A 21,008-nucleotide genomic window follows, 5' to 3' on the forward strand; every position below is an offset into this window, starting at 1 on the left:
ATAGCGTCGAGTCATGACTGATCACGTGCAGGACACGGCGGCGGTCCGGGAGGCCACCGCACGGCTGCTCACCGCCCTGGGGAAGCTGGACGACACGGCCGTCCGCGAGCCCTCCCGGCTTCCGGGCTGGTCACGCGGGCATGTGCTCACCCATCTCGCGCGCAACGCCGATGCCCTCGTGAACGTCCTCGAGGCCGCGCGTACCGGCACCCACATTCCCATGTATGCCGGCAGTGAGATCCGCGACCGGGACATCGAGCGGGGCGCCGGCCGTCCGCTCGCCGTCCAGATCGAGGACCTCACCGCTGCCGCCGACCGTTTCAACAACGCCACGGCCGCTCTTCATCCCGAGGCGTGGGAGACCACCGTCACCTTGCGCAACGGCGTCACCGACCGTGCCTCGCGGGTGCCCTTCCGGCGGCTGATCGAGATCGAACTCCACCACGTGGACCTGGGCATCGGCTGCACGGTCGGCGATCTTCCGGCCGCCTTCGTCGAGCGCGACCTGGACTATGTCGTGGGTGAGCGGTTCGCGGGCCGGCCCGACGTCCCGCCGCTGCTGCTGACCACCGACGACGGCCGCAGCCGGCGCACCGGGCGGACGGACGGCGACCCGGTGGCGGTCTCCGGGTCCGCGGCGGCGCTGCTCGGCTGGCTCACCGGCCGGGCCGAGGGCGCGGATCTCGACGCCGGGGGCGCCCCGCTGCCCGTCGTGCCGCCGCTAGGCTGACGCCATGACGTACAGCGGAGTGGTGACGGTCGGCGGACCCGCGGACGTGCACGAACTGACGGACCTGATGATCTCGAAGGTCGCCGTCGGCCCCATGGAGAACAACGCCTATCTTCTGCGCTGCCGCGCGACCGACGTCCAGCTGCTGATCGACGCGGCGAACGAGCCGCGCACCCTGCTCAACCTGATCGGCGACGGCGGGATCGCCTCGGTGGTCACCACGCACCGGCACGCGGACCACTGGCAGGCGCTCGCGCAGGTGGTGACGGAGACCGGTGCCCGCACCTACGCCGGGCGGCACGACGCGGTCGGCATCCCCGTTCCCACCGACGTCCTGGTGGACGACGGCGACACCATCCGGGTCGGCCGGGTGGAGCTGACCGCGCGCCATCTGGTGGGCCACACCCCGGGCAGCATCGCCCTGGTCTACGACGACCCGCACGGCCATGCGCACGTGTTCACCGGCGACTGTCTCTTCCCCGGCGGCGTCGGCAACACCAACAAGGATCCCGAGGCGTTCGCCTCGCTGATCCACGACGTGGAGACGAAGCTCTTCGACCGGCTGCCGGACGAGACCTGGGTCTACCCCGGCCACGGCAACGACACGACCCTGGGAGCGGAGCGGCCGCAGCTGCCGGAGTGGAAGGCCCGCGGCTGGTAGCCCGTGCCGGAGCGCGCACCGACGTCCGCGCCGGTGCGCGCTCCGGTGTGCTGCTCGGAGCGAGGGACCGGTCCGAGCAGCATGCACACGAGACCGCGTCAGGAGGGCAGTCGGCCCGAAGGGACGAGCGGCTCGGAGGGCGGCGAATCGGAGGACGTGCGGCCGGCCGCACGTCGGAGGGCGCGGTGCGACGCGTGCGGGGCGCGGTGGGTGTCGGCAACTCCCGTGCGGGAGGACGCCCGCTGTCGGCGGGCGGCGCCCGGAGGGGTTCGCCCCGCCGTCGGCCGGGTACCCGCAGGGGCGAGGAACCGCCATCCGGAGCCGGGTCCCCCAGCCTGTGCCGTGAGCCAGCTCAGGAGTCTTATGGACAACGACGTGCAGGACCTCATCACCAGGGCGCGTGAACTCGCCGAGCGGGCCGCCGAATCCGGGGATCCCGGGACCGCCGGCGCGGCGCAGGCCTATGCGACGCTGGCGCTCGTCGCCGGAATCGGTGACGTCAACGCCCAGTTGCGCACCCTCACCCACCGGGTGGACACGGAGAGCGGCGTGATCGGCACGGTGCTCTCCGATCTCGGCCAGAAACTCGACACCCTCACCTACCGCGTCCAGAGCTGATCCGGCGGGACATCGATCCCCGCCTCCCGGAGAGGGGCGTCCGCCCGGAAGGATTGCGGAACCCCGTTCGGAGGGTTTGTGGGGTCACGCTCGGGGAGTTGCAGGGTGTCCACTGTGCGGTGACCGCCGGTGGGTGCACCGAGCGGGTCCCCTCGGCGGCCGTGCCGATGGTCCGCCCGGTCTTCGGGGGCACGCCCCGTGCCGAGTCGGGCGGACCTCACCTCCCGTACGGCTGACGGACGGTCCTCAGGCGGCGCTGGGCGGCCCGTCGCCGTTGCCCCGGTACCGCCTGCTGTCCCACAGAGCCATGGGCACGATGCCGGCCACCGCGCGCGGACCGCTCCGCTCCGCGCTGCCGGGCCATTCGCTCACCAGTCCCTGGGGCTCGACTCCGTGCGGCTCGACCCCACGCATCCTGGCGGCCAGTCGCTCCGCTGCACTGAGCTTGCCTTGACTCATGCACTCCTCCAAGGTTCGGGACCTGACCTGTACGGGTCGTCAGCGATACGGGCCTCGCCCGCCGGTGGAAAGGCAGCGGTGGTGCCGAGGTCGCCGATGGCGTCAGTGATCTGTACGGAGCCGGAGCCGGGTTCGTTCATCCGTGATTGCCCTGAGCACGCGAACCGGAGCCGCGGCCGGTACCGCGCACGGCCTCGGCAGGTCGCCGCCACGCGTCGGCACCGGTGGGCATCCGCCCCGAGCCCGGCGCCCTGCCATCCCTCGGAGCCGGGTCGGCAAAGGCCGCGGGCTGCCGGCTGCCGGCTGCCGACGGCAGGCTGTGCAGGACAGCCGACGGGGACTGCGCGGGACAGCGGGCGGATGGTGTGCGGGACACGGAGCGGAGGCTGCTGGGCGGTGGGCCCCGCTCGTACCGCGCCGGGGAGCGACGGCGCACGACCGGTACCTGCCGGAATCCTCACGCACCGCTCGTCGGCACCGTCCGTGCCCGCGCACCCGCCGGCGCCGCGGATGCCACCGGGCGCCTCCGCGGGACCGGTGACCCGGGGCCGCTCCCCTTCGTTGAGCGCGGCGTGAACGATCACGTCGCCACCGCCCGCCCCTCGATGACGCGCCTGGCCGCGGCATCGCTGGCCGGCACCGCCATCGAGTTCTACGACTTCTTCTTGTACGGCACGGCGGCGGCCCTGGTCCTGGGGCCGCTCTTCTTCCCGACGTTCTCCCCGCTCGCGGGGACCCTCGCGGCCTTCGGCACCTTCGCGGTCGGCTTCCTCTCCCGGCCCCTGGGCGCCGTGCTCTTCGGACACATCGGCGACCGGCACGGCCGCCGTCCGGTGCTGGTCGCCTCGCTGTTGCTGACGGGGACCGCGACCGTCGCCGTGGGCTGTCTGCCCACCTACGCCTCGCTGGGCGCCGGCGCTCCGCTGCTGCTGTTGGCGCTGCGCTTCCTGCAGGGGCTCGGACTGGGCGGGGAGTGGGGCGGGGCCGTGCTGCTGACCGCCGAACACGCCCCCGAGCGGCGCCGGGCCCTGTGGGCGAGCTTCCCGCAGATGGGTCCGCCGGTGGGCTTCGTGCTGGCGAACGGCGTGATGCTCGCGCTGTCGGCCTCGCTGACGGAGGCGGAGTTCCGCGCCTGGGGCTGGCGGGTGCCGTTCTGGGCGGCCGGGGTACTGGCGCTGGCGGGGCTGCTGCTGCGGGCCTCGCTCACCGAGAGCCCGCAGTTCCGGGAGCTGGCCGAACAGGGCAGCCGGGCCCGGGTGCCGCTGGCCGAGGTCGTCCGGGGGCACTGGCGGCTGGTCCTGCTGACCGCCGGGGCGCTGGCCGTCGGCTACGCCGTCTTCTACGCGGTGACGACGTGGTCCCTCGCGTACGGCACCGAGGAACTCGGCGTGAGCCGCACGGTGATGCTGGGCTGCATCATGGCCGCGGTGGTGATCAAGGGTGCCTGCACACCGCTGGTCGGAATGCTCGCCGACCGCTACGGCCGACGGTCGCTGTGCCTGGTGGGGTGCGCGGCCGCGGCGGTGTGGATGTTCCCGTTGATCGCGCTGCTGCGGACCGGGCAGCCCCTGCCGATGTTCCTGGGATTCCTCGTCGCCCTGCTGGCCTTCATCATGATGTTCGCCGTGGTCGCGGCCTACCTGCCGGAGCTGTACGAGCCTCGGGTGCGCTGCACCGGGGCGGCCGTGGGCTACAACCTGGGCGGGGTGCTCGGCGGGGCGCTGACTCCGGTCGTGGCGACCGCGGTGGCCGCCGGGGACGGGCCGCCCTGGGGCGTGGCCGCGTATCTGACCGGGATCGCGGTGGTCAGCCTGGTGTGCTTCGCGCTGCTGCCCGAGACCCGGCCCATGGAGGCGGTGGAGGTGGCCTCCGCGGCGAGCGCGCCCGCCTGATCCCGGCCGGCCCGGCGAGCGCACGGCCCGGCCGCCATCGGCCGGTCGTCGAAGGCGGCCGTCCAGGGGTGGCCGTGGGCGTGGCCGCGTCCTGACCCGGTTCCGGAGATCCCGGCCGGGTTCCGGAGGTCCGCCCGGAACAGGCCGGACGTGCGGGCGGGGGCGCCCCCGCGAGGGCGCCCCTGCCGGGGTGGGTCAGGTGGTGACGTCGTCCTTCTCGGCGGCCTTCGCCTCCGCTTCCTTCTTCGACGCGTACAGACTGGTGATCGTGGTGACGACGAGCACCGCGCAGATCACGCCGAGCGAGACGGGGATGCTGATCTCGGGCACATGGACCCCGGACTCGTGGAGCGCGTGGAGCAGCAGCTTCACGCCGATGAAGCCGAGGATGACCGACAGCCCGTACGAGAGGTGGACGAGCTTCTTCAGCAGTCCGCCGATGAGGAAGTACAGCTGGCGCAGTCCCATCAGCGCGAAGGCGTTGGCGGTGAAGACGATGTACGGATCCTGGGTGAGGCCGAAGATCGCCGGGATGGAGTCCAGCGCGAAGAGGATGTCCGTGGTGCCGATCGCCAGAACGACGACGAGCATCGGGGTCATCAGGCGCCGGCCCTGCTCCCGGACGAACAGCTTGGGGCCGTGGTACTCGCCGGTGGACGGGAAGCGCTTCTCGACCGCCTTGAGGAAGCGGTTCTCGTTGTACTCCTCGTCGTCGTCCTCGGAACGGGCGTCCTGGATCAGCTTCCAGGCGGTCCAGATGAGGAACGCGCCGAAGATGTAGAACACCCAGGAGAAGTTGGCGATGATCGCGGCGCCGGCGGCGATGAAGATCGCTCGCAGCACCAGGGCTATCAGCACGCCGATCATGAGGACGCGCTGCTGGAGCACCGGTGGTACGGCGAACTTCGCCATGATCAGCACGAAGACGAAGAGGTTGTCGACGCTCAGCGACTTCTCGGTGATGTAGCCCGCGAAGAATTCGCCCGCGGGCTGCCCGCCACCGAAGAGATAGAGGCCGAGCCCGAAGAGCCCGGCGAGCACGACCCAGACGATCGTCCAGATACCGGCCTCCTTCATGGAGACCTCGTGCACCTTGCGTCCACCGATGAAGAAGTCGGCCGCGATGAGGGCGCACAGACCGACGATGGTCAACGCCCAGACGGCGGGGGTTACATCCACTGTTCCTCCGGCATGGGTACGGCAACTGCCAGCGTCGTCGCTGCCGGAGGTCTCTTCCACCCGGGAAACGCGTGCCGCTCTCGGGCCGGCGCCCCGGGATCTCACCGATCCGTACTGACGGGAACGCCGCAGCAGGGAGTACTCCCCTCCGCGTAAAGAACAGTACAGGAAATGCCAAGGAAAGGTAAAGCGCTCGGCAAAGTCAGCTCAAAGTCGCTGGTCACCGGCCGTATCGGCGTCGGGCCGCGGCCACCTGCGCGAGCACCTGCTCCAGCACCGCGCTGCCGGGCGGGGCGAGCGGCGGCTCGTAGGTCCAGGCGTGGCCGACCCACGGGTCGGCGAGGTGGTCGTCGGGGATCGGAGTGATCCGCATCAGGGAGCGCCAGAGGGGGTCGAGCAGCGGTCCGTACTCCTGGGCGTCCTCCCGGTCGGCGACCATCATCAGGTGCACGCCGACGGCCGGGCCCTCGTCCGCCAGATAGCGGAGCCGGGTGACGTCACGGTCGTCGAAGCCGTGCGGGAAGTCGTTGACGATCAGCAGGTGCTGGGAGGTGTCCACGTCCGGGGGCAGCGCATCGGAGGCTCCCCCGCGCAGGGCCATCTGCACCAGGTCCACCCGCTGGGTCAGCCCGGCCAGGACCGCGGCCACCCCCGCCGCACCGGCCGCGGGCGGCTCACGGAAGACTCCGGAGCGCACGAGCGGGGCGAGCGAGGAGGCTGCCGCGCCCGCCGGGTCGATCACCTGGACGGTGAACTCGCCCGCCGGATACACGGCGAGCAGGCGGGCGGCGTGCGCGACCGCGGTGTCCATGGCCAGACGGCGCAGCTCACCGGGGTCCAGGAACGCGCTGTCGGGGGTGCTCGCGCGCCCGCGGTCCACCCACAGCCCGCGCTCCAGCGGCAGCCGGACCAGCATGGGGATACGGAGGTCCGGGCGCTCGGGCAGGTGCAGATCGCCGAGGCGCAGCGCCATGGGGATCTCCATCGGTACCCGGTAGGCCTGCCAGACGGGGTTGTCCCAGCGGGCGAACGCGGGTGGCAGCGCCGGTTCCACGACCTCGGTCTCGGCGACGAGCTGGGCGAGGTCGCGGTCGAGGGCGGCCTGGGCCTGCTCGACGAGCCGGGTGTGCTTGGCGTGGGCTTCCGCGTGGTGGGAGTCGCCGGTGGCGGCGAGCCGCAGGCGGGGATCGGCGAGCAGCCGGTCGAGCTCCTGCTCCCGGCGGGAGTCGGCGAAGTCGACGGCGCTGCGGTAGGCGGCGACGGTGCGGGCCAGGTCCTCGAACATGCCCCACACCTGGTTGTAGAGCCGCTCGTCCAGGGTCCAGCCGGTGGCGTCGCCCGCGACGGGCGAGGACGGCGAGGCGGGCCCTCCGGGCCCGTCGGCCGGGCGCGGAGCAGCGGCGGACGGCGCCGCGGCACGGCGGGGATGCCGGTAGTCGACCGCGCCTCCGCCACCGGCCGACGGGTCCGGCCCCGGGGCACCGGACAGCGGAATGGAGGGGTCCGGCGGGGAGGCGGCAGGTGCGGGTGCCGGATCGGGGGCTGACGGAGAGGCGGCGGGTACGGGTGCCGGATCGGGCACGGACGGGGAGGCGAGCGGAGCGGAATCGGTGCCCAGCGATATGGAGCTGTCCCCTCCCCTGGTCACACCGCCGCCCCGGCCGTCGGCCGAGCCGTTGGGTGTTCGGTCGGCTGCGGTGCCGGGCACGGCGCCGGTCCCGCCGCCGGACGAGGCGGTACGGACCCGGTCGCCCTCGGCGGTGCGGGACGGTGCCGGAACGGAGCGGGCCGTGCCCTGGGCCACCGCGTCCCGGATCGTGGCGGCGAGTTCCACGGCCTCGGGCAGCCCCTGGTCCCGGAACAGCGCGGCGAGACCGCCCGCGTACCCCTGCCCGACGGCGCGCACCTTCCAGGCGCCCTGCCGGCGGTACAGCTCCAGGGCGACGACTGCGGATTCGCTGTCCAGGTCCGTGACCGTGTAGCCGGCGATCTCGCTGCCGTCGAGACCGGTGACGGCCACGAACGGCGCCGCGACGGCCCCGAAGCACGCCGGCCCGCCACCACCGCCCGGCAGGGCGAGGAGTACGTGGACCCGGTGGACCTCGCCGGGCAGCACGTCGAGGTCCACGGCGAGCCGGTGAACGGCCGCGGCCTGCCGGGAGACCTCCAGACCGGGCAGGGCCGGGGCGGCCGGGTGAGCGACCCAAGCGGCACCCCGCACCGTGCCCTGTTCGTCGCCCAGGGTGGCTCCGGCCACGACCGGGCTGCCCGCCGAGACCCGGATCTCCACACGGTTCCCGGGCAGCGGGTGGTTCTGCCCGCGCACCAGCTCGGCCGTCATCGTGCGTCCCCTGTCCTGTGTCCTGCATCCTGTGGTGCGTGGTGTGCTTCGTGGTCGCGCGAGCCTGCGGGTGTGGCGGACTGTCGGGCCTCACCGCCGTCGCCGGCCCCGCTCTCGTGGTGCCGGCCGCGGGCTCCGTCGTCCGCCCGACCCGGTGACGGGGCGGACCGCGCCCGGGGCCGTTGGCATCCGCCGTACGCGCCGCCGCCCGAGCCCCGGTGGACGAAGGCTGCCTGCGGTCGGCCGCGGCGCGTTCGGGATCCGCCACACGCTCCTCCCGGTGCCACGTGCTCACGGCCCCTCACGACCTCACGGCGTCGGGGCCTCAGGGCCTCCATGCTCACGGCGTCCCGTCTCCAGGGCCGGAACGCCGTGCGGCTCCCGGAGCCGTAGCACCGCCGGGAGCCGCCCGTTCCGCTCTGCCTGGTCCCGTCCTGCCGGAACGGCTCCGCAGACCCGTGGGCCCAGGTCCGCAGCCCGCAGCCCGCAGCCCGCAGCCCGCAGCCCGCAGCCCGCAGCCGGGCAACGACGGGGTGCAGGCCCGACCCCAGGAATGCGTCGGTCGCCGGTGTGCGTCAGCTGTGGGCCCCGCAGAGGCTCGCCCCGGGGGCAACTACCGCACAACGGGCCCGTGCCCGAGTCTGCCCGAGTCCCGAATTCCGAACTCCCGCCCCACTGCTGCGCAGACGGGCCTGCCTCCGGCAAACGGCCCTAGGCCCTGTCGTCAAACTCCCGCCTGCTCCGCGACGTCATGCACGCACTCTCGCCGCACCGGGCCCTGACCCGAGTACGTCCAGTACGAGGCCCAGGGCCCGGCACGCCGAGAGCACGCACCTGACGCCGCGGAGCCCGCCCTCCGGGCGGACGACGGGAGTTTGACGACAGGGCCTAGAGGTGCGGCAGCATCGCCGGCATGAGGTCCTGGAAGGTGCGGCCGTCGGCGGCGGAGCCGAGGGCGGTCATCTGCCAGCCGCCGCCGGCACGGTGCACCTTCGCCATGATCTGCGCGGTGTACTTGCCTCCGCCGGTCAGCGTGTAGCGCGCCAGCTCCTGGCCGTTGGTCTCGTCGACGATGCGACAGAAGGCGTTCTGCACCTCGGCGAACGTCTGGCCGGTGAAGGAGTTCACGGTGAAGACGATCTGGTCGATGTGGACCGGGACCCGCTGCAGGTCGACCAGGATCGCCTCGTCGTCCCCGCCCTGGCCGGCACCGCCGACCAGGTTGTCGCCGGTGTGCCGGACCGAGCCGTCGTCACTGACGAGGTGCCGGAAGAACACGACGTCCACCGGCTGCTTCTCGGCGAAGAGCACGGCCGACGCATCGAGATCGATCTCCTTGGTGCGGGTCCCGAAGAGCCCGCGGCGAGGGGCGGCCTGCCAGCCCAGCCCCATGCGCACCGCGGTCAGGGCGCCCCCGTCGGACTTCTGCAGGCTGATGCCCTGTCCCTTGGACAAGTTGACGCTCACGCGGTGTCCCCTCTCGAACCGTTCCCCATCACCATCAACCACCTGTTCGGGCAGCTGACGGAAACCCTACGCAGTGCGACCGACGCGGGTCATGGCCCGCCCTGTTTTGTGGCGTTCCTGCAACACGCGGCGGCCGGCCCACGCCCGGTCTCCGGGGACACGGGTGGGGGCGCGGGCCCTGGGACGCCGGAGTGCTCGGCTGCGGTTGTGCGGAGGTGCGGAGGAGCTGGTCCCCGGCCCGGCCGGTGGGCCGCCCGGGCATACGCCGACGCCGGCTGCCGCGCCGCGCCCCGGCGCTGAACGGCGGCCCCGGAGCAGTGGTCCGGAGCAGTGGTCACCGGAAGCAGCATCCCGGGTCATGACAACGGCAGAGAGCAACGCCCTGGACCTGGCCCGCGGCCTCCCGGCCTCCCGGCCAACCGGCCAACCGGCCAACCGGCCAACCGGCCAACCGGCCAACCGTCAGGAGAGTCCGGCCTCCCGCATCTGCCGGAGCTCCTTCTTCAACTCCTTCACCTCGTCGCGCAGGCGCGCCGCGACCTCGAACTGCAGCTCCGCGGCAGCCGCACGCATGCGCTCCGTCATGTCCTCGATCTGCTGGGCGAGCTCGGCGGCAGGACGGTCGGTCGGAACGGCGCCGCTCTTCGCGCTCTTCGCGCCCTTTCCGCCCTTCCCCGCCTTGGCGGGCTCGGCCTTGCCCCCCTTGCCGCCCAGGTCCGGAACGGGGGCCTTCCCTTCCTTGGCGCTGCGGTATCCGGAGCCCAGCAGCTCCTCGGTGTCCACCTCTTCGCGGGCGATCGCCGCCACAATGTCGTTGATCTTCTTCCGCAGGGGCTGCGGATCGATGCCTTTCTCCTTGTTGTACGCGATCTGCTTCTCACGGCGCCGGTTGGTCTCGTCGATGGCCTTCTCCATCGCCGGCGTCATCTTGTCCGCGTACATATGGACCTGGCCCGAGACGTTCCGCGCCGCGCGCCCGATGGTCTGGATGAGCGAGGTGCCGGAGCGGAGGAAGCCTTCCTTGTCCGCGTCGAGGATGGCGACCAGGGACACCTCCGGCAGGTCGAGTCCCTCGCGCAGCAGGTTGATGCCGACCAGCACGTCGTACTCACCGGCACGGAGTTCCCGCAGCAGTTCCACGCGGCGGAGCGTGTCGACATCGCTGTGCAGGTAGCGGACCTGAATGCCGAGCTCAAGGAAGTATTCGGTCAGGTCCTCCGCCATCTTCTTGGTGAGGGTGGTGACCAGGACGCGCTCGTCCTTCTCCGCACGGGTCCGGATCTCGTGCACCAGGTCGTCGATCTGGCCCTCGGTCGGCTTGACGATCACCTCCGGGTCGACCAGACCGGTCGGCCGGATGATCTGCTCCACATGGCCGTCGGAGCGGGAGAGTTCGTACTGCCCGGGGGTCGCCGAGAGGTAGACCGTCTGCCCGATCCGTCCCAGGAACTCCTCCCACTTCAACGGCCGGTTGTCCATGGCCGACGGCAGCCGGAAGCCGTGCTCCACCAGGGTCCGCTTGCGCGAGGCGTCGCCCTCGTACATCGCGCCGATCTGCGGAACCGTGACGTGCGACTCGTCGATGACCAGCACGAAGTCGTCGGGGAAGTAGTCCAGCAGGGTGTTGGGGGCCGAGCCGGCCTCACGGCCGTCGATGTGCAGCGAGTAGTTCTCGATACCGGAGCAGCTGCCGATCTGCCGCATCATCTCGATGTCGTAGGTGGTGCGCATGCGCAGCCGCTGGGCCTCCAGCAGCTTGCCCTGCTTCTCCATCCGGGCGAGCTGTTCCTCGAGCTCCGCCTCGATCCCGGTGATGGCCTTCTCCATCCGTTCCGGGCCGGCCACGTAGTGGCTCGCGGGGAAGACGTAGAGTTCCCGGTCCTCGCTGATGACCTCGCCCGTGACCGGGTGCAGGGTGGAGAGGGCCTCGATCTCGTCGCCGAACATCTCGATGCGGACGGCCAGTTCCTCGTAGACCGGGAAGATCTCGACGGTGTCGCCCCGCACCCGGAACGTGCCCCGGGTGAAGGAGAGGTCGTTCCGCGTGTACTGGATGTCGACGAAGCGGCGCAGCATCCGGTCCCGGTCGATCTCCTCGCCGACCTTGAGCGGAACCATCCGGTCCACGTACTCCTGCGGGGTGCCCAGGCCGTAGATGCAGGAGACCGACGCCACCACGACCACGTCGCGACGGGTGAGCAGCGAGTTCGTCGCCGAGTGGCGCAGCCGCTCGACCTCCTCGTTGATCGAGGAGTCCTTCTCGATGTAGGTGTCCGACTGCGGGACGTACGCCTCGGGCTGGTAGTAGTCGTAGTACGAGACGAAGTACTCGACGGCGTTGTTGGGCAGGAGCTCGCGGAATTCGTTGGCGAGCTGGGCCGCGAGGGTCTTGTTGGGCGCCATGACGAGGGTCGGCCGCTGGAGCTTCTCGATCATCCAGGCCGTGGTGGCCGACTTGCCGGTGCCGGTGGCGCCGAGCAGGACGACGTCCTTCTCGCCCGCCGTGATGCGGCGCTCCAGGTCGGCGATGGCCGTGGGCTGGTCGCCACTGGGCTGGTAGGGGCTGACGACCTCGAAGGGCGCCACGGTGCGTTCGATCTTGGAAACGGGCCGCATGCATCCACGGTACGACCAGCCACTGACAACCGGGCCCAGCGAGTACTCCGTCCCCGGCCCGTGCGTCATGCGAACCGCGCTGACCAGGGACGAAGCGCTGTGTGGGCCGCCGGGCAGCGGCGGAGCAGCGCGCACGGCCCCGGCTGCGGGTGCCCTCGCCCCAGGCCGGGCCGAGGGCACGGACGTCTCCTCCGGCAGCCTCTCCGGGGCAGCACCGACCGAGCGGAAACGTGCCGGCCCGGGGCGGGGGCACCCGGCGGTCCGGTGCTGCCCGTGGGCGCACGACGCATGCCGAGGCAGCGGCCGGCAGAGGCGGACCGGGGCGCGGACGCGGGCACGTGCCGGGGCATCACGAGCCGTTGCGGTACGGCCGGCGCCAGGTGCGGCCGGAGCGGGCCGGGCACGAGGCACGCGTTCCCGATACCGCGGTCACCCCCGCCCGTTCGCTCGAGCGGGTGAACTCGCACAGCGTCGAACACAGGGCCGTCGCGGCATGGCACCGTGAAGTTCTCCGGGGGGCGTCCCGTTCAACTTCTGTCCATTCCACGCCTGTCCACTGTTGCACCACGCCTGGGACCCTCGGCCCGTCCGCGAAAGACGACGCGAGGAGTCCACGTGCGCATACGCCCTCTCGCAGCCACAGTCGGAACGCTTCTGGGAGTCTCGACACTCTTCTTCCCCGCCACGGTGGCGCAGGCCATCGACCACCCGCACCGACCCGTGGTCGTCGCCCATCGCGGCGCGTCCGCCTACGCCCCCGAGAACACCCTCGCGGCCGTCGACAAGGCCGACGACCTCGGCATCACCTGGGTGGAGAACGACGTCCAGCGCACCAAGGACGGTGAGTTGGCCGTCATTCACGACACCGATCTGAAGCGCACCACCAACGTGGAACAGGTCTTCCCCGACCGGGCGCCCTGGAAGGTCGCCGACTTCACCATGGCGGAGATCAAGCGGCTGGACGCGGGCAGCTGGTTCTCCCCCGCCTACGCGGGCGAACGCGTGCCCACCCTGGAGGAGTACCTCGAACGGGTCGGCGACCACCGGCAGAAGCTGCTGCTGGAGATCAAGGCCCCGGAGCTGTACCCCGGTCTGGAGCTCCAGACCCTCCGTGAACTGCGCCGTGAGGGCTGGCTCGACCGCTCGCACGTCCGGCGCAAGCTGATCATCCAGTCCTTCAGCGCGGACAGCGTGGGCATGGTCCACAAGCTGCGTCCCGACATCAAGACCGGCTTCCTCGGCGCTCCGGAGGTCGCGGACCTGAAGACGTATGCGCGGTTCGTCGACCAGATCAACCCGAGTCACCGGACGCTGACTCCCGAGTACGTGGCCGCCGTGCACCAGCTGCGCGGGGCCCACGGCCGCCGGCTGGAGGTCTTCACCTGGACGGTCAACGACGGCCCGCGGGCCGCCCTGCTCAAGAGCTACGGCGTGGACGGCATCATCACCAACACCCCTGACATCGTCCGCGACGCGACGGCCAGGAGCAGCACCTCGGACCACAGCGCCTTCGCCGGCGCCTCCGCGTCGTAGCTCCGACTCCCGGGAGCACGACGCACGGCGGCCGCGTCCCCCGAGGGGGCGCGGCCGCGGTGCGTGCGGCGGCTTCCCCTCTCCCGGCGGCTCTGCTTCCAGGCCTCCAGGGCGACTGCTCGTCCGCCGCGCCTGGGGCTCTGCTCTCCCCGGGACCGGTGCGGGCCCGCAGCCCCCGGCGACCCGTACTCGCGGAGGGAGGCGCCGTCGGCGGCGCTGCCCGGCGTGCCAGGTGTTCCCCTCGCAGGAGGCCGGCCGCGGGGTTCCGGCGCAGGTTTCCGGCGCAGGTTTCCGGCGCAGGGGGCCGCTCGCCGCCCAGCGCCCGCCGCCTGTGCACAAGGCCCGCGCTCGCGGCGCACGGCGCTCCGGAGCGCACTACCCTGCGGGGAATGAGCGCAGTGAGCTGGACCGTGACCGGCACCCCCATCGGGCCCTTGCTGCTCGCGGCGACCGGCCGGGGACTGGTCAACGTCGTCTTCCACGCGGACGAGCGGACGGCCCGCGCGGCGGTCGACCGGCTGGCGTCCCGGCTCGGCGGCGAGCCGGTGGAGGCGTCCGAGGACCCGCTGCTCGCCGAGACGGTCCGGCAGTTGCGCGCCTACTTCGCGGGAACACTGCGCGAGTTCACCGTGGACCTGGACTGGTCGCTGTCGGCCGGCTTCAACCGGCGGGTGCTGCGGGAGCTCGCGGCCGGCGTCCCGTACGGCACGGTCGTCGGCTACCAGGACCTGGCCGACCGGGTCGGCGAACCGGGGGCCGCACGGGCCGTGGGGACTGCCATGGGCTCCAATCCGCTGCCCGTCGTGGTCCCCTGCCACCGGGTGGTGGAGAGCGGCGGCGGGATCGGCGGCTTCGGCGGAGGGCTGGAGACGAAGCGCACCCTGCTCGCGCTGGAGGGCGTGCTCCCGCAGCCGCTGTTCTGAGCGGTCGGCAGGCCGTTCCCCGACCCGCTCCGGACGGCTCCGCGGCCCTTGCTCCGGAGGGCCCCACGGCTTGCCCAGCGCTCTCGGCCCGGGCAGGCGGGGCGCCCGCGACCTCGCAGGTCCGCCGCGCAGGAGGGACGCCCCGCGACCTCGCAGGCCCCGCACAGGAGGCCCGCACAGGAAGCCCTCGCAGGAAGCCCTCGCAGCGGCCGTCGCGGGAGGTGCCCGCACAGAAGCGCCCTCCGGTCACGTTTCCGAAAGCTTCCTTGCCGGCCCATGGCCTGCCGGCAGCGGTGCTGCCAGACTGCCGCCGTGCCCGACTCCTCCGATTCGCCCTCCTCCACTCCCCCGCCCGTCCCCCCTTCCGCTCCCTCACCCGTATCCGGCTCCGGCGCCCCGGCCGTGCCCACGGAGGCGGAGGCCGTACCCGGTCTGCACGCCGTGCGGCGGCGCACCACGGCCGTACTGATCGCCTCGCAGATCCTCGGCAGCCTGGGCACGGCGATGGGGGTCGCCCTCTCGTCGGTGCTGGCGCAGGAGATCGGCGGCTCGGAGGCGGTGGCCGGGCTGGCCGGGACCGCGGCCGTGGCGGGGACGGCCCTGCTGTCGGTTCCGGTCGCCGCCCTGATGAGCGCCCGCGGCCGGCGGCCGGGGCTGGCGCTGGCGTATGCGGTCGGTGCGGTGGGCGCGGGTCTGTCCGTACTGGCCGCCGCGGTGGGGAGCTTCCCCTTGCTGCTGCTCGGCATGGTGGCGTTCGGCGCCAGTACGACGGCGAACCTCCAGGCCCGGTTCGCGGCGGCGGATCTGGCGCCCGCGGGGAATCTCGGCCGAGCGATCTCCACGGTGGTCTGGGCGGCGACGATCGGTGCGGTCCTGGGGCCGAACATCGCGGCCCCGGCCGGGGACAGCGTCGCGGCCCTGGGGATTCCGCCCACGGCAGGACCGTTCCTGTGGGCCGCGGTGGTCTTCCTGGCCGCGTCCGTCCTGGTGCTGGTCCTGCTGCGCCCCGACCCGCTGCTGACGGCCCGGTCGCTGGATCCGGCCGGGTCGCAGACACGGGAGAGCCGGTCGCTGCGCGCGGGCGTGCGTGTGGTCGCCGGATCCGCGCGGGCCCGGCTGGCGTTCGTCACCATCAGCGCCGCGCACACCGCAATGGTGGCGATCATGGTGATGACCCCGGTGGACCTGGGACACCACGGCGCGGACATCGAGCTGATCGGGCTGGTGATCAGTGCCCATATCGCGGGGATGTACGCGTTCGCCCCGGTGATGGGCCGGCTCTGCGACCGGGTGGGACCGTTCACCGTGATCGCCCTGACGGTGGCCCTGATGGCTTCGGCCGCCCTGCTCGCGGGCACGGCCGACGGACACCACGGGCGGACCACGGCCGGCCTGTTCCTGCTCGGCCTGGGCTGGTCGGCGGGGCTCGTGGCGGGCTCCGCGCTGCTCACCGAGGCCGTGCCGCAAGCCGCCCGGGCCGCTGTCCAAGGGCTCTCGGACCTGACGATGAACACCTCGGCCGGGGCCGGTGGCGCCCTGGCCGGGCTGATCGTCGCGCGGGCGGGTTACGGCTGGCTGAACCTGGCGGCGGCACTCCTGCTGCTGCCCGTGGCCGCCCTGGCCCTGTTCACCGCACGCCCGGCCCGCGCCTGAACTCACGCCCGGCCCGCGCCTGAACTCACGCCGGAGGCCCCGGAGGCCGAAGGGCGTCAGAGGCTGATGTGGTACGCCTTCCGGAGCGTCTCGTGAACGGTCCAGGTGGTCCGGTCGCCCTCGCGCAGCACGCACGCGTCGCCCGGGCCCACCTCGATGACGGAACCGCCCTCGGCCTCGATCGTCGCCCGCCCGCTCACGACGACGAACAGTTCGTTGGCCTCGGTGTCGGTCACCACGCCCGGAGTGATCTGCCAGATACCGCGGAGCTGTTTGCCGTCCGGGGACTCCCAGAGCACCTTTCCGGTGACGACGGGATCGCCGGAGACGATCTGCTCGGGAGCGAGCGGCTCCACCTCGAGCTCCACATCCGGAATGTGCACTGCGAACGACGCGACGGGGTTGTCCATGCCAGTCATAGCCGGTCACAGTAGCGGCGCCGGTTCCGCCGCCGGACGGCAGGTACCGCAGCGCGTCGATCCGGAGCCCGCCCGGTACCCCTCGGAGGGCACGGGCGCCCCCGGACGACGGCCCCGTGGCGACAACATCGCCGCCGCCCTCCCGGTGGAGGGCGGCGGTGATCTCTCCCGCGGCGGCGGGCCGCCGGCTCAACAGCGGGGCACGGGCTTGCTGTACGTCGTGTTGCTCGCGTTGGCCACGTAGTAGTCCGAGACCCAGCGCCCATTGTCCAGCTTGTTCCAGACCGAGGTACCGCTGACCGCCGTGCCGGGGGCCTGACAGGTCGTCCAGGCGAGACTTCCGCTGGACAGCGCGCCGGCCGTGGCGTACGAGGTGCCGGGGCCGGTCCGCTGGTTGACCCCGCCGGCCGGGGTGATCTGGTACGGGTGCGCGCAGCGGGGCAGCGGGGCGCTGTAGCCGGTCTTGGAGGGCGTGCTCACATAGTGGTCGGAGACGAAGCTGCCGTCGGAGAGCTGGTCCCACACCGAGGTCCCTCCCACGGTGGCACCCGGCTTCTGGCAGACCACCGCGACCGAGGATCCGGGGGCGACGGACCGCACGACGGTGCCGGAGGTCGACGGCGTCCGGCGGGCCTTGAGGACGGCGTCGCTGGTCACGGTGTAGGTGTGGGCGACGGTGGCCACCGGCGCGTCGAGCTGGTTGCTGTCGATGTTGATCTTCACGCCGCCGTGCGTCTCGTCGTGGCTGTTGCTGTACTGCTTGGCGCGCTGGTGCGCCGCCCACTGGGAGTCCGGGATCCCCGACCAGCCGCTGAGCGAGGTACTGCCGTCGTACCGGGCGATCCAGAGGGCGTCGGGGCGGGCGTGGCTGGTGGAGCCGTAGGCGGCGGAGAGGTCCGCGGCGCCGTGGTTGAGGTTCATGTAGACACCGGAGAGGTAGCCGCGGGCGTGGAGTTCCTTCGTCCACGCCGACAGGTACGTCAGGACCGAGTTCCGGCAGGTGCTGTCGGGGCTGGTGTACTGCTCGATGTCGTTGTAGACGGCGCTGCCGGGCAGCATGCCGCGCGCGGTGGCCGCGGCGATGGCGTCGGCCGCCGCCGCCTTGCCCTCCTCCGCCGCCGAGCCGGGGGTGATCTTCTCGTCCTGGGCCCGTGCGCCGCAGGCCGGCTGCAGTCCCTTGTAGATGGGCAGCAGCCGCCAGCCGAGTTTCGACACCTCGGTGACCCAGCTCGCGGTCAGCCGGGGCTGGGTGCAGGTGCGGTTGACACCCCCGATGTACACGCCGACGGCACGGTACGACGACTCCTTCCACGCCTTCATCGCGTCGAGGCTCGGCGCGCTGCACGCGTCGAAGGCCGGACCGGTGTAGCGGGTGGAGGCCGCGCCCGACGGATAGGTGATCGAGGTGGCGGGCTCCGCGGCGGCGGGCGGGGCGAGCACGAGTGTCATCGCGCCGCCCACGGCCGCGGCCAGGCCCATGACGCCGAGCCGCTGTCTGATACGGAACGGGAAACGGGACATGTCGACCCCCGGGCGCAGTCGGACCGAGTCCGGCTGCACGACCGTCAGGGAGGCGCCGCGGGCGGCGTCCTGACGGTACGACGGACTCTATGGATATCTGAGGTTCTGTCTGTTCTGTCATAGTTTTGCCACTCTTGTGCAGTGCTGGTCAAGCACCGGGGCGCGAGGTTTGACGGTGTGACCGGAACGCCAGGGATGGGAGGAGAAGAAGCGTTCCTTCGAGCACGGCCCACGAGACGGGAGACGCGCAGCGATGCCCACACCCCCGATGAACGTGTCCGAGGAGGTCCGGGAAGCGCTCGCCCGCAGACACCCGGTGGTGGCCCTGGAATCGACGATCATCGCGCACGGTCTGCCCCGTCCCCGCAATCTGCAGGTGGCAAAGGAGCTGGAGGCCGAGGTCCGCGAGGGCGGCGCCGTCCCGGCGACCATCGCGGTGCTGGACGGCCGTGCGCAGATCGGCCTCACCCCGTCCCAGCTGGAACGCATCGCTGATGATCCGTCACTGCGCAAGCTGGGTCACCGCGATCTGGCCCCCGCGGTGGCGGCGGGCGCCGACGGCGCGACGACCGTCTCGGGGACGGCCTTCCTCGCCGCCCGCGCGGGAATCAGGGTCTTCGCTACGGGCGGGCTGGGCGGTGTGCACCGGGAGTGGACCGCGACGCAGGACGAATCCGCGGACCTGTCGCTGCTGGCCCGCACCCGGATCACGGTCGTGTGCGCGGGCGTGAAGTCCATCCTCGACGTGCCCGCAACGCTCCAGCGCCTGGAGACGCTGGGGGTGGGGGTGCTGGGCTACCGCACCGACCGCTTTCCCGGCTTCTATCTCAGCAGTTCGGGCGAGCCGGTCGACTGGACGGTGCACGAGCCCGAGGAGGTCGCCGCCGCCATGGCCGCCCAGGACGCGCTGGGCGGCCCGGAGTCGGCCCTCGTCGTCGGCAATCCCGTTCCCGAACGGGAGCAGCTGGATCCGGAACTCCACGACCGGGTGCTGGCCGAGGCGCTGGCCGCCTGCGCGCGCGAGGGCATCACCGGACAGGCGGTGACACCGTTCCTGCTGGGCCATCTGGTGCACCACACCGACGGCGCCTCGCTGAAGGCCAACCTCGCGGCGGTACGTGGCAATGTGCGCTTGGCCGCACGGATCGCCACGGCCTGGTCCCGGACCCCGGCATGACGGGGCCCGGTATGACGGGGCCCGGTATGACGGGGCCCGGGGAGGCCGCAATGACGGGGCCCGGGGACGCCGGTGGGTCGCCGGGCCCGGTCCGCGGCGGACTGCTGGTGATCGGCGATGTGATCACGGATGTCGTCGCCCGACACGCCACTCCCCTCGCTCCGGCGACCGACACCACGGCCCGGGTGAGCACGCTGCCGGGCGGTGCCGGGGCCAACGCGGCCTGCTGGGCGGCCCGGAGCGGAGCACCGGACGTCCGGCTCATGGGGTGCGTGGGGGCGGACTCCGCCGCGTGGCACGAGGACGCGCTGCTGCGCTGCGGGGTCCGCCCCGCCCTCCGCGTCGATCCGGACGCGGCCACGGGCACCGTCATCTGCCTGGTCGACGCCACGGCGGAACGCACCCTGGTCACCGACAGCGGCGCCGCGCTCCGGCTATCCCCCGCGGACTGGCGGGACAGCCTGCTCGACGGCGTGGCCCGCCTCCACCTGTCGGGCTACCTCTTCTTCGCGGCGGGCAGCAGGGCGCTGGCCCGGGCGGCGATGGCGGCGGCCCGGGAGCGGTCGGTACCGGTCAGTGTCGATCCGGCGTCGGCCGGCTTCATCGAACGGCACGGCCCCGCCACCTTCCTGACATCGGTTGCCACCACGGACCTCCTCCTCCCGAACAGCGACGAGGCCACGCTGCTCACCGGCCTCGCGGACCCGGCCGACGCGGCGGCCGAACTCAGCCGGGACTTCTCTCTCGTCGCGGTCAAGCGAGGGGCCGCGGGAGCCGTGCTCGCCGCGGGCGGTGACGTCCTCGCCCGGGTCCCGGCCCCCGCGGTGACTCCGGTGGACACCACCGGCGCGGGCGACGCCTTCACCGGGGCCTTCCTGGCGGCGCTGCTGACCGGAGGTGATCCGGTGGCTGCCGCGGAGGCGGGCTGCCGGGCCGGCGCGGAGGCCGTCACCCGGGCCGGCGGCCGGCCGCCGGAGCGGGGAGTGTCCGCAGCGGCGGGCGTTCTCCGGCGTGGCGCTCCCACATGAGCGCGGCCTCCTTACCGCGCTGGTGGCGCAGGAGGGCAGGTCGGGGAGGGTGCGGTGGGTCGGCGGCCGCCTTGCCGCGCCGGTTCGCCCCTCACCTCATGAGTGCGCCTCCTTCTCCGCTCACGCGCCGGGCGCTCGACGGTCCGGCGTACCCAATCGTCCACGTCGCGCTACCCGGCACCGGCGCGGCGCCGGCATACCCGACCTCCATGGGTAGGAGTTCTCCATGACGGATCGCCCCTTGCTGCTTCTCGACGTGGACGGCCCTCTCAATCCGTACGCCGCCCGGCTGTACCGGCCGCGCGGCTACACCACTCACCGCCTCCACCCCGCCATCTGGCTGTCCCGGCAGACCCCGGGGTCCCGCAGCCACCGCCGCGGCCTGCGGGTCCGCCTCAACCCCGGGCACGGCCGGCGACTGACCACGCTGCCGTACGAACTGGCCTGGGCGACCACCTGGATGCACCAGGCGAACGAGATGATCGCCCCCGCGATCGGCCTCCCGGGCGACCTCCCGGTGATCGAATGGCCCGAGCTCTTCACCAAGGACCCGGACGGCCTCTACTGGAAGACCCGGCATCTGCTGACGTGGGCGGCGGGGCGCCCGTTCGTCTGGGTCGACGACATGATCACCGACCTCGACACCGCACACGTCGCCGCCCACCACGACGCCCCAGCCCTGCTCTTGCGCATCCACCCCCGCCGGGGTCTGCGCGACGCGGACTTCGCGACGCTGGGCCGGTGGGCGGCGGAGCTGTAGCGCCGCAGGGCCGCCGGGCCCTCAAGCAAGC

Annotated in this window: 17 protein-coding genes; 10 read left to right on the forward strand and 7 right to left on the reverse strand. The window is 72.6% G+C overall.

From position 1 onward, the window contains the following. Window positions 1-13 precede the first annotated feature (13 nt). The 3 genes from AC3EQ1_RS09645 (at window position 14) to AC3EQ1_RS09655 (ending at window position 2,009) form a co-directional block, all read left to right on the forward strand. Window positions 14-730, forward strand: coding sequence for a maleylpyruvate isomerase family mycothiol-dependent enzyme (locus tag AC3EQ1_RS09645; protein WP_432093886.1), 717 nt, complete (start codon window positions 14-16; stop codon window positions 728-730). Window positions 731-734: 4 nt separating this feature from the next. Then, window positions 735-1,391: an MBL fold metallo-hydrolase gene (locus AC3EQ1_RS09650; protein WP_432093887.1), complete on the forward strand. Its 657-nt coding sequence runs from the start codon at window positions 735-737 to the stop codon at window positions 1,389-1,391. A 363-nt stretch (window positions 1,392-1,754) separates the two neighbouring features. Further along, window positions 1,755-2,009: a hypothetical protein gene (locus tag AC3EQ1_RS09655; protein ID WP_432093888.1), complete on the forward strand. Its 255-nt coding sequence runs from the start codon at window positions 1,755-1,757 to the stop codon at window positions 2,007-2,009. A gap of 246 nt (window positions 2,010-2,255) precedes the next feature. Here AC3EQ1_RS09655 and AC3EQ1_RS09660 read toward each other — a convergent pair whose 3' ends face one another. Continuing rightward, window positions 2,256-2,468, reverse strand: a complete 213-nt coding sequence (locus AC3EQ1_RS09660; RefSeq protein WP_432093889.1) for a hypothetical protein — start codon at window positions 2,466-2,468, stop codon at window positions 2,256-2,258. A 605-nt stretch (window positions 2,469-3,073) separates the two neighbouring features. Between AC3EQ1_RS09660 and AC3EQ1_RS09665 the strand changes: the two genes are divergently transcribed. Continuing rightward, window positions 3,074-4,360, forward strand: coding sequence for an MFS transporter (locus AC3EQ1_RS09665; protein WP_432093955.1), 1,287 nt, complete (start codon window positions 3,074-3,076; stop codon window positions 4,358-4,360). 195 nt (window positions 4,361-4,555) lie between these two features. Here AC3EQ1_RS09665 and AC3EQ1_RS09670 read toward each other — a convergent pair whose 3' ends face one another. The 4 genes from AC3EQ1_RS09670 to uvrB all read right to left on the reverse strand — a co-directional run bounded on the left by AC3EQ1_RS09670 (window position 4,556) and on the right by uvrB (window position 11,963). Beyond that, complete coding sequence (locus tag AC3EQ1_RS09670; RefSeq protein ID WP_432093890.1) at window positions 4,556-5,539, reverse strand: TerC family protein; 984 nt, start codon at window positions 5,537-5,539, stop codon at window positions 4,556-4,558. 220 nt (window positions 5,540-5,759) lie between these two features. Further along, window positions 5,760-7,880: a TerD family protein gene (locus AC3EQ1_RS09675; RefSeq protein ID WP_432093891.1), complete on the reverse strand. Its 2,121-nt coding sequence runs from the start codon at window positions 7,878-7,880 to the stop codon at window positions 5,760-5,762. Between the two features lie 888 nt (window positions 7,881-8,768). Beyond that, entirely contained in the window at window positions 8,769-9,347 is a 579-nt protein-coding gene (locus AC3EQ1_RS09680; RefSeq protein ID WP_432093892.1) for a TerD family protein, read from the reverse strand. A gap of 462 nt (window positions 9,348-9,809) precedes the next feature. After that, complete coding sequence (gene uvrB, locus AC3EQ1_RS09685) at window positions 9,810-11,963, reverse strand: excinuclease ABC subunit UvrB (protein ID WP_432093893.1); 2,154 nt, start codon at window positions 11,961-11,963, stop codon at window positions 9,810-9,812. 615 nt (window positions 11,964-12,578) lie between these two features. On the opposite strand from uvrB, the gene AC3EQ1_RS09690 reads away from it, so the two are divergent. The 3 genes from AC3EQ1_RS09690 to AC3EQ1_RS09700 all read left to right on the forward strand — a co-directional run bounded on the left by AC3EQ1_RS09690 (window position 12,579) and on the right by AC3EQ1_RS09700 (window position 16,072). Continuing rightward, entirely contained in the window at window positions 12,579-13,496 is a 918-nt protein-coding gene (locus tag AC3EQ1_RS09690; protein WP_432093894.1) for a glycerophosphodiester phosphodiesterase, read from the forward strand. Between the two features lie 389 nt (window positions 13,497-13,885). After that, window positions 13,886-14,419 (forward strand): methylated-DNA--[protein]-cysteine S-methyltransferase, encoded by a 534-nt coding sequence (locus AC3EQ1_RS09695; protein WP_432093895.1) that lies wholly within the window; start codon window positions 13,886-13,888, stop codon window positions 14,417-14,419. Between the two features lie 402 nt (window positions 14,420-14,821). Next, on the forward strand, window positions 14,822-16,072 hold the full coding sequence (locus tag AC3EQ1_RS09700) for an MFS transporter (protein ID WP_432093896.1): 1,251 nt from the start codon (window positions 14,822-14,824) through the stop codon (window positions 16,070-16,072). 56 nt (window positions 16,073-16,128) lie between these two features. Here AC3EQ1_RS09700 and AC3EQ1_RS09705 read toward each other — a convergent pair whose 3' ends face one another. Further along, a complete protein-coding gene (locus AC3EQ1_RS09705) occupies window positions 16,129-16,491 on the reverse strand; it encodes a cupin domain-containing protein (protein WP_432093897.1) in 363 nt (120 codons plus the stop codon). Between the two features lie 189 nt (window positions 16,492-16,680). Further along, window positions 16,681-18,012 (reverse strand): glycoside hydrolase domain-containing protein, encoded by a 1,332-nt coding sequence (locus AC3EQ1_RS09710; RefSeq protein ID WP_432093898.1) that lies wholly within the window; start codon window positions 18,010-18,012, stop codon window positions 16,681-16,683. 253 nt (window positions 18,013-18,265) lie between these two features. Between AC3EQ1_RS09710 and AC3EQ1_RS09715 the strand changes: the two genes are divergently transcribed. From AC3EQ1_RS09715 to AC3EQ1_RS09725, 3 genes are all read left to right on the forward strand, one after another. Next, window positions 18,266-19,189, forward strand: coding sequence for a pseudouridine-5'-phosphate glycosidase (locus tag AC3EQ1_RS09715; protein WP_432093899.1), 924 nt, complete (start codon window positions 18,266-18,268; stop codon window positions 19,187-19,189). A 50-nt stretch (window positions 19,190-19,239) separates the two neighbouring features. Beyond that, window positions 19,240-20,217: a carbohydrate kinase family protein gene (locus AC3EQ1_RS09720; protein ID WP_432093900.1), complete on the forward strand. Its 978-nt coding sequence runs from the start codon at window positions 19,240-19,242 to the stop codon at window positions 20,215-20,217. Between the two features lie 226 nt (window positions 20,218-20,443). Beyond that, complete coding sequence (locus tag AC3EQ1_RS09725; RefSeq protein WP_432093901.1) at window positions 20,444-20,977, forward strand: HAD domain-containing protein; 534 nt, start codon at window positions 20,444-20,446, stop codon at window positions 20,975-20,977. Window positions 20,978-21,008 lie beyond the last annotated feature (31 nt).

The sequence above is a fragment of the Streptomyces sp. bgisy100 genome, from assembly GCF_057709105.1.